Genomic DNA, 14,357 nt, shown 5'->3' on the forward strand with positions numbered 1-14,357 from the left:
TTGATCTTTACTTCGCCCAACTGATCAGCAGACCGTACTCAGTAATTCGACGCTTACCCTGTTTATGCGGGCCGTCAGGAGCGCATAGCATAATGAGGGTCGGTAATGAGGGTCGGAGTCAAATTGATCGCCAAAAGGCCTCCAGCAATGTTCGGAGGCGACGTTTTGATGCTTGAGCAGCAGGGTGCTGAATCAATTGGCAAACAATTTGACTCTGACCCCATTAATCCTGACCGTCCTGCAAGGTTGGCATCAAAATGCGGCGGAAAAAACACAAAGGGCACGTCGATGACGTGCCCTGTCGACCTGCCCGCGAGCGGGCAGTCTGGCTTCAGGCGGATGCCTGGATGTTCGATGCTTGCTTGCCTTTCGGGCCGGCAGTGATCTCGAAGCTCACGCGCTGGTTTTCGGCCAGCGATTTGAAGCCTTGGGCATTGATGGCCGAGAAGTGCGCAAAGACGTCTTCGCCACCGCCGTCCGGGGTGATGAAGCCGAAACCTTTAGCATCGTTGAACCATTTTACAGTGCCAGTCGCCATGGTAATTCCCTCAATTTAGTTTATCTATGTTATAGCCCTGTTCGCGTACCCAGGGGTTCAGGACCGATGGTGCGCTCAACATTGCGAAACTGATTATAGAGACAATTTGTTGGATCGGTGACAAGAATTTTTCAATCGTGCGCACCGTCAACTTTTCATCCGGATCGCATGTCTCTCTCTACGATCCGGGTGTCCTGCAATCGAATAAACAATCAGAAGCTGAAGGGCATGCGCACCGTCAGCGACACGTCCGGGGTGTCGCGGGTGACGCCGGCGCCCACCGCCACGCTCATCGAGCGCTTTTCGTTGAAGCGGTAGGAGTAGCCGAGCAGCAGGGTCCCGAGCTGGGTGCGCACCGAGCCCGGCACCGTGCGGCCATCCTGCTTCATGCGGCCCACCGTGCTGTGGTCGTAGCCCAGGCTCAGCGACGCCTTCTCGTTCAGCGCCAGGCCCATGCCGAAGTTGAAGCCGATGATGGCGCCCGGTTCCAGCTGGCCCAGCGGTTCGCGCACGCCGTCGCGCACCAGGCGGGTGACGTTGTCGCGCTTGAAGTTGTGCAGGTAGCTGATGTTGCCGAAGAAGACCGCCGGGTCCGAGGGGAACAGCCAGGTCAGGCTGCCCTGCAGCGAATGGAAGCCCGAGCCGGTCGGCAGCGACAGCGGCAGGCCGGTGCCCGTCACGTTTTCGCCGATGCAGCGGGTCTGGCAGTCGGTCACGACTTCGAACGGATCCTTGCCGGTGGTCGATTTATAGCGCAGGCCGGCGATGTAATACGGCTTGTCCGCGCCGCCGTTGTTGAGCTGGTAGCGGGTCGCGAGTTCGACATCGCCCAGGCTCTTGCCGCTGGTGCTGAACACGCGCTCGGCGGCGGTGCCGGTGAAGATTTCGCGGCTGACGGTGGCGTCCGAACGGTACACATAGGGCACCCGCAGCTCGACTTCCATGCGGTTGTTGATGCCGGTGCGGGCGGCGATCGAGCCAGTGAAGGTGTTGCGCTTGACTTCGCGCACGTCGACCAGGCCGATCAGCAGCGCCGGGATCACGGTGTAGCCGACCAGGGCCACGCGGTTGCTCGACGAGTAGCCGAACTGCAGCGAGGGTTCGAGGATGTACTTGCCGCGCGGCGTCAGCACGCCCGGGGCCTCGAACAGCGGAGCGACTTCGGGCGGACGCTGGTCGCGCTCGGTGCGGGTCGGGGTGCCGTTCTGGGCCTGGGCCTGGGCGGCGCCGCGCGCCGCGGCCTGGCCCGGGGCGGGGCCGTTGATCGGCTTCGGCGTCGACGGCGGCGGATTGGTGGGCGGCGCGGGCTGCCCGTTCTGCGCCACCTTGGCCTGGGTCTTGTTTTGCTGGTTCTGCTGGTTCTGCTGGCCAGGCTGCTGGCCATTATTCGGCTGCGGGTTGTTCTGCGCCACATTGCTTGGCGCACCGCTGTTCTGCCCACCGGTGCCGCGCTGCTGGTCGAGCAGGGCATCGTCGAGGCGCGGCGGCAGGGCGATGGTGTCGGCCAGGGCCGGCATGGCGTCGTCGCGGCGGTCCTCGATGCGCTCGATCTTGGCGCGCTGCGCCTGCAGTTCGCGCATCAGCTTGTCGACCAGCTCGCGCTGGGCGGCCAGCTCGGCCTTCAGGGTGGCCAGTTCCTGGCTGCGCTCGGTGTCAACGGCGGGCGTCTGCTGCGCATGGGCGACCGGCGCCAGCAGCATGGCCGCCAGCCCGGCGGCCTTGAGGCCCGCGAGGGGTTTGTGCATCGGAATCTCCGTCAGGAAATTAATAATAATGCAATACTACATGCTTCCTGCCGAGCGCACGATTGCATCGCGGACGGTTCCGTTAAAATTAATATCCTTGATCAGCGCCATGCTGTTCACGGTGGAGGTGATCGTGGTGTAGGTCTGGATGGTCTGGTCGTTCAGGGTGTTCTGGACCAGGGTGGCGCCGTTGGCCAGGCCGAGGTCGGGCGCGATCACGTTGTTGCCGCCGATCTGGATCAGGCGCGCCGCACCGAGGGCGTCACGCGCTTGCGCCAGCTGGTCGGCGGAGATGGAATTCAGGTCGGAGATCGCGACATTGGTGCGCGACATGATTTCGCCATTGATCGAGACCACACGCTCGATTCCCAGCGACAGATTCAGGCCGCCCGGCGTCTCGAAGCCGCCGCGGGCCTCATCCAGGGTATCCGCGTCGACCGCGGTCCAGCCATTCGGGGCATCTTCCGCCACGGCGGCGCTGCAGGCCCCCGCGAGCAGCGTGGCCACCAGGGCGCGGCATGCGTGTGTGAGCCATTGCATGGTGAATCCTCTCAAAAGTCGCCAGGCCCGAATTTCGGCAGGCTCTGGCTGTACTGTTCCTGGTTGATGCCGGACCCCAGCGGCGCGCGCGGTGCGGCGCGCCATTGCTCGGAGACGTTGAAGGCCACCTTGCCGGGGAATTTGTAGACGACGAACAGGAGCCGGTTGGTCCACAGCTCCATGAAGCGCTCGCGCGTGACCGAGCGCGTGCCTGCCGACGGGTCGCCCAGCAGGATGCGGCCGTCCTCGGCGCCCTTGATGACGACGAAGTGGTTGTAGCCGCGGTCGGTGATCAGGACGATGGCCGGGAGTTTCGCTTCGAGCAGCTTGTCGAGCGGCTGCTGGAAGCCGTCGCCGATGAAGCCCTTCGAGGCCAGGAAATTCTTCATGTCCAGCATGGAGAAGCCCTGCTTGTGGATCTTCGCCTTGTCGCCGTTGGCGTACATCTGGTCGAAGACCGCCTTTTCCGTCACCGGGGTATCGAAATGGTAGGTCAGCAGGGTCGCGACGGCGGCCGAGCCGCAGCTGAAGTCGAACTGCTGCCGGGTGGTGCTGCGGAACTTGATTTCCTTGAGGCTGGTAACTGGGACATTGGCCCGCTGCCCGACCGCGAAATCGATCGTCGAGGCCGGGCACCGGGGTGCCAGCAACATGCCGCACAGGGCGGCGCCGATGGCGAAATACGTGTTCATGTAGAGGGCGAGCCTATTGCAGACGCAGGTTGATGGTGGTGGCGCTCTGGATCAGCACGTTCGAGCCGCTGTTCTGGATCACCACCGGCAGGCCCGACGCGTTGGCGAAGGAACCGCTGTCGATGACGTTGTTGCCGCTCACCGTGTTGACCGCCGTGTTGTTGCCCACCGTGCCACCGAGTACGGACTCCGCATGCATCGTGTCGTCCTTGCCGGTGGTGCGTTCCAGGCGCTCGCTGTCGCTTGCGTCCCAGCCGCTGGTGAGGTCGCGCGCCGCCGGAGCCACATTCACCTCGGACAGGAAGCTGATCCTGACGGGCAGCTTCGCCGGTTCCGCGGCCTGGGCCGCGAGCGGGAGCGCGACCAGCGCCGCCAGCATGAATCGGTTCACAGGTTTCATGAATTCTCCCCTTGTTCAGAAAAACCGCAGCGCGGCATGCGCCACGCTGCGGTCCTGGCCGTGATTACTGGCCGCTGCCGACGTTCATGTTCGACTGAACGTTGACGCTCTGCTGGATCAGGGAGGAGAAGCCGTTGTTCTGGCTGATCACCGAGATGCCGGCTGCGCCCGAAGCGACGTTGCTCATCGCGTTCGACATGTCGAAGGCGCCGGTGGTCACGTTCTGGGTGCCGCCGTTGCCGCCTGCGCCCATGCCGCCGTTGCCGGCAGTCGCGTCGCCGACGGTGTTCGAGCCGCCCATGCCGCCGTTGCCGCCGGTCGAGGAGCCGCCTGCGCCGCCTTCGCCGCCGTTACCGCCGGTTGCCGCGCCCGAGGTGCCCGAGCCGCTGGCCGAATCGCCGTTGGTGGCGGTGCCGCCTGCCGCGCCCGAACCGCTGGTGTTCGACGAGGAACCGCTGGCAGCGCCGTTGCCGCCCATGCCGCCCGCTGCGCCCGAACCGCCGGTGCCGCCTGCTGCACCTGCGCCGCCAGCTGCGCCTGCGCCGCCGTCGCCGCCCGAACCGCCTGCACCGCCGACGCCGCCTTCGCCGCCTGCTGCGCCTGCGCCTGCGGTTGCCGAACCTTCAGCACCTGCACCGCCGGTCGAGGAACCTGCGCCGCCTTCGCCGCCGGTTGCCGAGCCGGCTGCGCCCGCGCCGCCCATGCCGCCGACGCCGCCGGTGCCCGAAGCACCCGCACCGCCGGTGCCCGAGGCGCCTGCGCCGCCGGTGCCGCTCAGGGCTGCGCCTGCGCCGCCCATGCTGCCGGTAGCCGCGCCGCCAGCTGCACCTGCGCCGCCGGTTGCCGAACCTTCGGCGCCCGAACCGCCTGCGCCGCCTGCTGCGCCTGCACCGCCGGTGCCGCCGGCGCCGGACATGGCGTCACCGCCGGTGTTGGCCGAACCGCCGGTGGTGCCGGTGCCTGCCGAGATCGCGCCGCCGGTCGAGCCTGCGCCGCCGCTGGTGCCTGCGCCGCTGCCTGCATCGGTCGTGCCCGGGGTGCCGCCGGCGCCCGAGGATGCGGTGTTATCGCCGTTCATGGCCGCGCCGCCGGTGGCGACGTCGGACGAGGATTGGGTCGAGCCGGTAGCCGCGCCGGTTGCACCAGCTGCGCCGCCTGCACCGCCCAGGCCGCCAGCAGCGCCTGCGCCGCCGGTTGCGCCCGAACCGCCGCCCATGCCGCCCGCACCCGAGGTGGTCGAACCTGCCGAGCCGCCGTTGCCGCCGTCCAGAGCGCCGGTTGCGCCGCCGGCGCCGCCGGTTGCCGCGCCGCCCAGGCCGCCGGTGGCCGAACCGCCAGCCGCGCCTGCGCCGCCTGCGCCGCCGGTGGCATCCGATGCGCCGCCCAGGCCGCCGGTGGAGCTCGACGAGCCGCCCATGCCGCCGGTGGCGGTCGAGGAGCCGCCTGCGCCGCCCATGCCGCCGGCTGCGCCTGCGCCGCCGGCGTTGCCGCCTGCGCCCATGCCGCCCGCGCCGCCTGCCGCGCCGTTGCCGCCCATGCCGCCAGCTGCGCCTGCGCCGCCGAAGCCGCCGGCTGCGCCCGAACCGCCGGCGCCGGTGTCGGCGTTGCCGGTGTTGCCGCCTGCGCCGCCTGCGCCGCCGGCTGCGTTGCCGATCGAGGCTGCGCCGCTCGAAGCCGAGCCGCTCACGCCGTCGGCGCCTGCGCCGCCAGCTGCGCCGCTGGCGCCCGAAGCCGCACCGCCGGCTGCGCCTGCAGCGCCGCTGGCCGAGCCGCCGGTGGCCGAGCCACCTGCCGCACCGACGCCGCCGCTGCCGTTGGCGTTGCCGCTGTTGGCGGCGACGTTACCGATGTTGTTGATGTTGTTGCCGGACACGTTGCCGGTCAGGCTGCTGGTCGCGTTGGCGCTCGAGGTGTTGAACGAGTTCGACATGTTCGAGGTTGCGTCGCCGCCGTTGTTGGCAGCGGCCGAAGCGGCAGCCGAAGCGGCCGAGTTGCCCGAGCTGCGGTTCTGGCCCGACGAATCGCGCGAGTTGTTGTTGTTGGTGGTGCTGTTGTTCGAGTTGTCGCTGTTGTTCGAACGGTCGCTGTTGTCCGACGCGTCGGTGTTGTTGGTCGTGGTGTTGGTGGTAGTGCGCTGGCTGTTGTCCGAACGGTCGCTGCTGTCGGTGTTCGTGGTGGTGGTCGAACGGTCGCTGTTGTCGGTGTTGGTCGTGGTATTGGTGCGCTGGCTGTTGTCCGAACGATCGCTGTTGTCGGTGTTGGTCGACGTGTTGGTCGACGTGTTGGTCGTGGTGTTGGTACGCTGGCTGTTGTTGGTGTTGTCCGTCGAGTTGGTGCTGTTGTTCGAACGGTCGATGCTGGTGGTTTGGGTATTGTCGCCACGGACGCGGTCCACGGTGGTATTGCCGTCTTGTGCGTGTGCCAGACCGAATGCCGATGCGATCGCGATCGCCAGGATAGTGCGCTTCATGTGTGTTGCTCCCCTATGTGTCACTCAATAAATTGATATGCCCGGTGTCGAAATGACAACCGGTCCATCCCTCTACTAGCATTTAGCGTGCCAGCTTCATTTCGGTTTGTAAGTCATTGATTACATGGGGTGTTTTTATAGAAAGAAAGTTTGTAGGACTATCTTGATGAGGCAGTTCAATAACTTTGAAAAAAGGTGTCACACCGCTGTGACAGTTGTCACCCGATTGTCACCAGACTGTATCAAGCTGTAACACGCACGCGGGCATGTCCCGGTTTTCAGGCCGGGATGCTTGCAACGAAGACGTAGGAAAAGGAGAGGGGGGAAAACGCCGCGGGCGCATGAACGCGCCCGGGTAAAAGCCGGGTTACGGTGCGATCGAGTGCTTGGCCATCAGGCGGTACAGGGTCATGCGCGAGACGCCGAGATCGCGCGCGGCCTGGCTGATGTTGTTGCCGCACTTGGCCAGGCTGTTCCAGATGGCGGTGCGTTCGGCGCTGCCGCGCGAATTGTCCAGGCCGTCGCGCAGGATGATGGCGTCGTCCTTCGGCGCCAGCTCCAGGTCTTCCGGCATGATCAGGCGGTGTTCTGCCAGCACCATGGCGCGCCGCATGCGGTTGATCAGTTCGCGGATATTGCCCGGCCAGTCGTGCTGGGCCATCGCGCGCAGCGCCTGCTTGCTGATGCCCTTCAGTTGCGGGCTTTTTTCGTCCGCATACTTGTTGAAGATGATCTCGGTGAGCATCGGCAGGTCGTCCTTGCGCTCGCGCAGGGGCGGCACGCGGATCGGGAACACGCTGAGGCGGTAATACAAGTCTTCGCGGAAACGTCCCTCGGCCACCGCCTTCGGCAGGTCGACGTGGGTGGCGGCGATCACGCGCGCATCGACCGCCACCGTGCGGGTGCCGCCGACGCGATAGATCGTGCGTTCCTGCAGGAAGCGCAGCAGGCTGGCCTGCAGGTCGAGCGGCAGGTCGCCGATCTCGTCCAGGAAGATGCTGCCGCCGGACGCGGCCTCGATCAGGCCGGCCTTGTCCTTGCCGGCGCCGGTGAAGGCGCCGCGCTCGTAGCCGAACAGTTCGGAGTGGATCAGGCCCGGTGGGATCGCGCCGCAATTGATGGCGATGAAGGGGCCGCGGGCGCGCGGCGACTGCGCATGGATTTCCTGCGCCGCCAGTTCCTTGCCGCTGCCGCTCTCGCCGCCGATCAGCACCGGCGCGTCGACCGCGGCGATCTTGTCGATGTGGGCGCGCAGGCGCCGGATCGCCGCCGACTCGCCGTCGATGTGGCGCGCGCTGCGCAGGTGCGGCGGGGTGGTTCGCGCCAGCATCGCCATGCCGTGGGCGTGGCCGAGCGAGTGGTGCAGGCGCACGGTGTCGACCGGACGCGTGTGGAAATCGAACAGGTGGGTGGCAATCGCCTGGCGCAGCTGGGGGCGGTGCAGCAGGTCGGCATTGAACACGCCGATCCAGCGCACATGATGGTGCTGCTGCAGGAAGCGCTCGGTGTCGTCCTGCTCCAGGCTGCCGCCAGCGTCGAGCAGGAGCCCGACCGCATAGTGCTGCTGCGCCAGCACCTTGCGGGCCGCATGGATACTGTCTACCGTGCAAACATCCCAGCCCCGCAAGTCGCCGCAGGCCGCACGAACGCCTGAATTTCCCTCATTCGTGATGCATAAGAGTCGCTTGACCGACACCATTAACCTCGTTGTTCTTTATTCTTACGGTAATACAGGGTGATGCTGTCGGCCAAAGGACCGCAGCTCTGTCAGCGAAACGGCCGGTCATATCTGCCGGATTTGTCCCACAGCTTGTCGCTATTTAAACAGAATCCGGCTTGATTCGGCGCACACGAATTGTTGAGTTGGTAATCTGCACCAATAAAATTCTGTAGGGAATCAATCCCTTAACGCACTTCTGCACCGGCGCGGCGCGCCATGGCCTGCAAACATGGCGCAAATCTCACATATTTTCACTCGTCAAATTTGTCAATGCAGACCAGGGGCGTGCCGTGACAGGCGAGGCGTCGCGGCGTCGCCTGTATAATGTGGCAACCCTCAACCGCTTGCATATATGACCAATACCACCCACTTCGGTTATAAAACCGTCGCCGAGGACCAGAAGGTCCAGGAAGTCGCCAAGGTCTTTCATTCGGTCGCCTCCAAGTACGACGTCATGAACGACCTGATGTCGGCCGGCCTGCACCGCGCCTGGAAGATGTTCACCATCGCCCAGGCCGGCGTGCGTCCCGGCTTCAAGGTGCTCGACATCGCCGGCGGCACCGGCGACCTGGCCAAGGCCTTCGCGAAGCAGGCCGGCCGCACCGGCGAGGTCTGGCTCACCGACATCAACGAGTCGATGCTGCGCGTGGGGCGGGATAGACTCTTGAACAAGGGTCTCGTGACCCCAACTATGCTGTGCGACGCCGAGAAGCTGCCGTTCCCGGACAATTATTTCGACCGCGTCAGCGTCGCCTTCGGCCTGCGCAACATGACGCACAAGGACCAGGCGCTGGCGGAAATGCGCCGCGTCCTGAAACCCGGCGGCAAGCTGCTGGTGCTGGAATTCTCGAAGGTGATCGCGCCGCTGCAGAAGCCCTACGACCTGTACTCGTTCTCGGTGCTGCCGTGGCTGGGGCAAAAGATCGCCGGCGATGCGGAAAGCTACCGCTACCTGGCCGAGTCGATCCGCATGCACCCGGACCAGGACACCCTGAAGGGCATGATGCTCGACGCCGGCCTGGAGCGGGTCCAGTACTACAACCTGACCGGCGGCGTGGCGGCGCTGCACACCGGCATCAAGATGTAAGACCGCAAAGGAATCGTGATGAAAAAATTCGTGGCAACCCTGGTACTGGCGCTCACCGCCGTATCGATGATTGCGGAAGCGACCGCGCGCCCGATGGGCGGCAAGCGCTCGATCGGCCGCCAGTCGCAGCCGGTGCGCCAGATGCAGGCGCCGGCACCCGCGCCGCAACCCGGCATGCAGCCGCAGCGCGCACCCGCGCCTGCCGCCGTGCCGGCTGCCGGGGCGGCCGGAGCCGCCGCTGCCGCGCGCAGTACCCAGCGCTCCGGCATGTGGAAGGGCATCCTGGGCGGCGCGCTGCTCGGCCTCGGCCTGGGCGCGCTGCTGTCGCACTTCGGCATCGGCGGCGCGCTCGCCAGCGTGATCTCGACCATCCTCATGATCGGCCTCTTGGCGCTGGCCGTGCTGTTCGTGGTGCGCATGTTCCGCCGCAAGGACACGCCGGCCAATCCGGCCTTCGGCAACAACTACGCCAATCCGGTGCCGGCGGGTGCTTCCGCCGGCGGCGTCGCCACGCCCGAGATCGGTTCCGGCCTGCGCCAGCCGGCGGCCTTCCAGGGATCGACCGGCGGCGTGTCGCTCGGCAAGCCTGAGAGCGCGCCGGCGCATACCCAGTGGGGCGTGCCGGGCGACTTCGACCAGGAAGCCTTCCTGCGCCACGCGAAAGCCTCCTTCATCCGCATGCAGGCGGCCTGGGACCGCGGCGATACCAACGACCTGCGCGAGTTCACCTCGCCGGAAGTGTATGCCGAGCTCAAGCTGCAGATCCAGGAACGCGGCGCCAACGCCGACTTTACCGACGTGGTCAGCATCGACGGCCAGCTGCTGGGCATCGAGACCACCGCCACCGACTACCTGGCCAGCGTGCAGTTCAACGGCATGATCCGCAGCGCGCCGAACGCGCCGGCGGAACCCTTCGTCGAGGTGTGGAATATGTCGAAGCCGCTGTCGGGACCGGGCGGGTGGGTATTGGCGGGCATTCAGCAAGTCGCCTGACAATTATTTTCTGATAATGTCCTGTGCCGCCGGGCTCCTGCCCGGCAAACTGGTAAGATCAACCGCCCGACTCACCACCGGGCGGTTTTTTTTCGTTCACCTGACCGCAAACTATGTTCTCGAGTAAGGCCCTCTTGGCCACGCCCGCCGTCGCCACCATCAACCACTTGCTGGCCCAGGAAGCCTGGGCGCGCGACGCCCTCAAGCGCCATGCCGGCAAGGAAGCCTGCATCGACACCGGCCACTTGCAGCTGCGCCTGCGCGTGGCGCGCGACGGCATGCTGGAAGCCGGCAGCGGTCAAGGCCCGGCAAATGTGACCATCCGCATGAAGCTGACCGACCTGCCGCTGATCGCCGCCAATCGCGAGCGGGCCATGTCCTATGTGAAGATAGAAGGCGATGCCGAGTTCGCCAACGCGATCTCGGCCCTGTCGAAGGATTTGCGCTGGGACGCCGAGCACGACCTGGAGCGCGTGGTTGGCCCGCTCGGTGCGCGCCGCATCGCCGAAGGTGGCCGCTCGCTTGCCGGCGGCGTGCTGAACGGTGGCCGCCGGCTGGCGGAAAATGTCGCCGAGTTCCTACTCGAGGAACAGCCCGTACTGGTGCGTCCGGCGCAAGTGCAGGGCTTCGCCGCCGACGTGGTGCGCCTGCGCGACGACGTCGAGCGCGCGTCCAAGCGCATCGCCAAGCTTGAGCAGCGCCTCGCGCAGAGCGCCCCTGCCGCCACCGTGATCCTGACCCCGGATAACTGATGATCCTGAAATTCCTGCGCCTGCTGAAGATTCTCACCGTCGCCACCAAGTACGGTCTCGACGAAATCGCCGTCACCAGCCTGCACGCCCCGCGCACCGCGCGTTTCATGAACACCGTGTTCTTCTGGCGCCGCATCACTTCGCCACGCGCCATCCGCCTGCGCCAGGCGCTCGAGGAACTCGGCCCGATCTTCATCAAGTTCGGCCAGGTGCTGTCGACCCGGCGCGACCTGATGCCGCCCGATATCGCGGACGAGCTGTCGCTGCTGCAGGACCGGGTGCCGCCCTTCGATTCCGACCTGGCCATCGCCCAGATCACCGAAGCGCTCGGCGCCCACCCTGATCAATTATTCGCCAGCTTCGAGCGGACCCCGGTGGCCTCGGCGTCGATCGCGCAAGTCCACTTCGCAACCCTGAAGAACGGCAAGGAAGTCGCCGTCAAGGTGCTGCGTCCGGGCATGAAGAAAACCATCGACGAAGACCTGGCGCTGATGGACCTGGCCGCCGCCCTGATCGAAAAGGTGTGGGCCGAGAGCCGCCGCCTGAAGCCGCGCGAAGTGGTCGGCGAGTTCGACAAGTACCTGCACGACGAGCTCGACCTGATGCGCGAGGCGGCCAACGCCAGCCAGCTGCGCCGCAACTTCGCCGAGTCGACGCTCTTGATGGTGCCGGAGATGTACTGGGACTATTGCTCCAGCAGCGTGATCGTGATGGAACGCATGCGCGGCATCCCGGTGTCGCAGATCGACCGCCTGGCGGCCGAGGGCGTGGACCTGAAAAAACTGTCGAGCGATGGCGTCGAGATCTTCTTCACGCAAGTGTTCCGGGATGGCTTCTTCCACGCCGACATGCACCCGGGGAACATCCTGGTCTCGGTCGAGAAGGAAACCTTCGGCCGCTACATCGCGCTCGACTTCGGCATCGTTGGCACCCTGAACGATTTCGACAAGGATTACCTGTCGCAGAATTTCCTGGCCTTCTTCCGGCGCGACTACAAGCGCGTGGCCGAAGCCCACATCGAATCGGGCTGGGCGCCGCGCGATACCCGCGTCGACGAACTGGAGTCGGCGGTGCGTGCCTGCTGCGAGCCGATCTTCGACCGTCCCTTGAAAGACATTTCCTTCGGCCAGATCCTGCTGCGCCTGTTCCAGACTTCGCGCCGCTTCAATGTCGAGGTCCAGCCGCAGCTGGTGCTGCTGCAGAAGACCCTGCTCAATATCGAGGGGCTGGGCCGCCAGCTCGACCCGGATCTCGATCTGTGGAAGACGGCGAAACCCTACCTGGAGCGCTGGATGGGCGAGCAGGTCGGCTGGCGCGGCATGGTCGAGCGCCTGCGCGCCGAGGCGCCGCGCTACGCCCACATCTTCCCGCAACTGCCGCGCCTGCTGCACCAGACGCTCGAGCGCCACGCGCATTCCGGCGTCGACATGCACAACGGCCAGCGTCTCGGCAATGCCGACCTGCTGGCCATGGTGCTGGCCGAACAACGCCGCACCAACCGCCTGCTGGGCCTGATGACCTTCCTGGGACTGACCACGGGGGCGCTGGGGATGGCGGTGGTGGGGTGGTATTTCTACGGTGGCTGATTTCAGCCATCGCGACCCGCGCGATCCGGCCTTCTGGGACGAGCGTTTTAGCAAAGCCTTCACGCCCTGGGACCGGGGCGGGGTGCCGCGGGCGCTGCGCGATTTCGTGGCGCGCCAGTCGCGGCCGCTCGTGGCCCTGATTCCCGGTTGCGGCAGTGCCTACGAGCTGGTGTACCTGTGCGAGGCCTGCTGGGATGCCACGGCGATCGACTTCGCGCCGGAAGCGGTGGCGCGGGGCAGGGCGCTGGCGGGGCAATGGGCAGAGCACATTGTCGAGGCGGATTTCTTTGCGTGGCAGCCGGCGCGTCCTGTCGAACTCATCTACGAGTGCGCTTTCCTGTGCGCCTTGCCGCCGGCGCTGCGGCCACAGGTCGTGGCGCGCTGGGCCGAGCTGCTGGCGCCGGGCGGGTGTGTAGCCGGGTTCTTCTATGTCGACCGGACGGTGAAGGGGCCGCCGTTCGGCATCGAACGCGCCGAGCTCGAGCGTTTGATGGCGCCGTATTTCGTTTGCGTCGAAGATATGTCGGTCGACGATTCGATTCCCATTTTTGCCGGCAAGGAACGTTGGATGGTGTTCCGGCGGTTGTGACCAAAGAAAAGGCGCTGTCACCGTTCAGTGTGGATTGCCTGGCCCGAATATGCCCAGCGCCAGGCGCCGCAGCCGTTCGGCGGTGCCGATCCGTCCGCCGTCGAGCGCCCATTGCCAGCCGAGATAGTTCGGCAGATAACGTGACGCCACACCATTGAACCGCGCCAGCCATTGGCGAAAGCGGCGGTGATAAGCGTTGACGTTCTGCACGTGAACGGCGCCACGCACGTGCTCGCCTGCGCTGACATTCACGTACGCATGCGAGATGCCGGCCTGCGACGCAAAAGTCCGGTAGGCCGGATGCGCGTCGGTCACCAGCAGCACGTCGCGGTCGAGTACGGGCAGCAGGTGACGCTGCAGCTGGGCGACCGTGACCTTGCCGCGTCCGGTGACGCAATCGATGGTGCCGCCGGTGCGGTCGCGCGCGACCAGGATGCAGACGTGCTCGTGGCTGATGCCGCGGCGGCTGGCTGTTCCGCCGCGCTTGCGGGCCGGGCGCTGCAGCGCGCGCGAGCCCTTTTGCGATTCGAGCAAGAACATCTCGTCGGCCTCGGTAATGCCGGCCAGCGACTCGGGGCGGTCATGTTTCGCTTGCTGCAGAAAGCGGTGGCGCCAGCGCATGCTGGTGTTGCGGTGAATGCCGACCAGGTCGGCAGCGGCGCGCACCGTGCGGCTGTCGAGCATGCTTTTGAGATAGTCGAGCCATTTGTCGCGGCGGCGCAGGCCGGCCAGCGGCGTGCCGGTCAAGGCATTGAAGGTGCGCCGGCAGGCGCAGCAGCGGTAGCGCTGGATGCCACGATCGCGGCCATGACGGTGGACATGGCGCTCGCCGCAGGCGGGGCAACATGGCGCGGGCCGCGCCGCGTCGATGGCGGCGCAGACCTGGTCGTGCCCGCGCGCCGATTGCAAGATGGCGAGCAATTGCTCGCGCTGCTGAGGCGCGAGTTCCGCCACCCGTCCCAGCCACCGCTTGAACCCCGCCGCCTGCATTGCCCCCTCCGCTCACGCTCGAGATAGCAATCAGACAGTAGCTCAGTCCGACAGTTCAGTCGACTCAACAGTCAACGGTGACAGCGCCAAAGAAAAAGCCCGCACAAGGCGGGCTCGGGAAAAGCAGTTTTCTTCTACGGACCAGCGGCGGATTGACCGCGCAAAATCTTCTGTTTCTTCTTAACCTTGGACAGCAGCGCTTTCTCTACTGTCATCATGTTCGAAGGAAAGATGCTATTTAATCACCCGGCACTG

General features: G+C 65.9%; 13 protein-coding genes. 5 read left to right on the forward strand and 8 right to left on the reverse strand.

Annotated features, from left to right (window positions below):
• Positions 1-331 precede the first annotated feature (331 nt).
• The 7 genes from LQ564_RS12225 to LQ564_RS12255 form a co-directional block, all read right to left on the reverse strand.
• Positions 332-538 (reverse strand): cold-shock protein, encoded by a 207-nt coding sequence (locus LQ564_RS12225; protein WP_231058367.1) that lies wholly within the window; start codon positions 536-538, stop codon positions 332-334.
• A 212-nt stretch (positions 539-750) separates the two neighbouring features.
• Positions 751-2,283 carry a hypothetical protein gene (locus tag LQ564_RS12230; RefSeq protein ID WP_231058368.1) on the reverse strand — a complete coding sequence of 511 codons (1,533 nt, stop codon included), beginning with the start codon at positions 2,281-2,283 and terminating at the stop codon, positions 751-753.
• 36 nt (positions 2,284-2,319) lie between these two features.
• Complete coding sequence (locus LQ564_RS12235) at positions 2,320-2,823, reverse strand: hypothetical protein (RefSeq protein ID WP_231058369.1); 504 nt, start codon at positions 2,821-2,823, stop codon at positions 2,320-2,322.
• 11 nt (positions 2,824-2,834) lie between these two features.
• A complete protein-coding gene (locus tag LQ564_RS12240) occupies positions 2,835-3,515 on the reverse strand; it encodes a C39 family peptidase (RefSeq protein ID WP_231058370.1) in 681 nt (226 codons plus the stop codon).
• Positions 3,516-3,528: 13 nt separating this feature from the next.
• Positions 3,529-3,915, reverse strand: coding sequence for a hypothetical protein (locus tag LQ564_RS12245; RefSeq protein WP_231058371.1), 387 nt, complete (start codon positions 3,913-3,915; stop codon positions 3,529-3,531).
• 64 nt (positions 3,916-3,979) lie between these two features.
• The gene (locus tag LQ564_RS12250) at positions 3,980-6,385 is read right to left on the reverse strand and encodes a hypothetical protein (protein WP_231058372.1); all 2,406 of its coding nucleotides are present in this window, start codon (positions 6,383-6,385) and stop codon (positions 3,980-3,982) included.
• A gap of 367 nt (positions 6,386-6,752) precedes the next feature.
• A complete protein-coding gene (locus tag LQ564_RS12255) occupies positions 6,753-8,084 on the reverse strand; it encodes a sigma-54 dependent transcriptional regulator (RefSeq protein WP_231058373.1) in 1,332 nt (443 codons plus the stop codon).
• A 373-nt stretch (positions 8,085-8,457) separates the two neighbouring features.
• Between LQ564_RS12255 and ubiE the strand changes: the two genes are divergently transcribed.
• From ubiE to LQ564_RS12280, 5 genes are all read left to right on the forward strand, one after another.
• Positions 8,458-9,192 carry a bifunctional demethylmenaquinone methyltransferase/2-methoxy-6-polyprenyl-1,4-benzoquinol methylase UbiE gene (ubiE, locus tag LQ564_RS12260; RefSeq protein WP_231058374.1) on the forward strand — a complete coding sequence of 245 codons (735 nt, stop codon included), beginning with the start codon at positions 8,458-8,460 and terminating at the stop codon, positions 9,190-9,192.
• Between the two features lie 18 nt (positions 9,193-9,210).
• Positions 9,211-10,185: a Tim44 domain-containing protein gene (locus LQ564_RS12265; RefSeq protein WP_231058375.1), complete on the forward strand. Its 975-nt coding sequence runs from the start codon at positions 9,211-9,213 to the stop codon at positions 10,183-10,185.
• A gap of 113 nt (positions 10,186-10,298) precedes the next feature.
• Positions 10,299-10,937 carry a ubiquinone biosynthesis accessory factor UbiJ gene (locus LQ564_RS12270; RefSeq protein ID WP_231058376.1) on the forward strand — a complete coding sequence of 213 codons (639 nt, stop codon included), beginning with the start codon at positions 10,299-10,301 and terminating at the stop codon, positions 10,935-10,937.
• Entirely contained in the window at positions 10,937-12,523 is a 1,587-nt protein-coding gene (ubiB, locus tag LQ564_RS12275) for a ubiquinone biosynthesis regulatory protein kinase UbiB (RefSeq protein WP_231058377.1), read from the forward strand. Before LQ564_RS12270 ends, ubiB begins: the two co-directional genes overlap by 1 nt.
• The gene (locus LQ564_RS12280; protein WP_231058378.1) at positions 12,516-13,112 is read left to right on the forward strand and encodes a methyltransferase domain-containing protein; all 597 of its coding nucleotides are present in this window, start codon (positions 12,516-12,518) and stop codon (positions 13,110-13,112) included. The genes ubiB and LQ564_RS12280 overlap by 8 nt, the downstream gene beginning before the upstream one ends.
• A gap of 24 nt (positions 13,113-13,136) precedes the next feature.
• Here LQ564_RS12280 and LQ564_RS12285 read toward each other — a convergent pair whose 3' ends face one another.
• Positions 13,137-14,102, reverse strand: a complete 966-nt coding sequence (locus LQ564_RS12285; RefSeq protein WP_231058379.1) for an IS1595 family transposase — start codon at positions 14,100-14,102, stop codon at positions 13,137-13,139.
• Positions 14,103-14,357 lie beyond the last annotated feature (255 nt).

The sequence above is a fragment of the Massilia phyllostachyos genome, assembly GCF_021044825.1.
Lineage (GTDB): Bacteria > Pseudomonadota > Gammaproteobacteria > Burkholderiales > Burkholderiaceae_D > Telluria > Telluria phyllostachyos.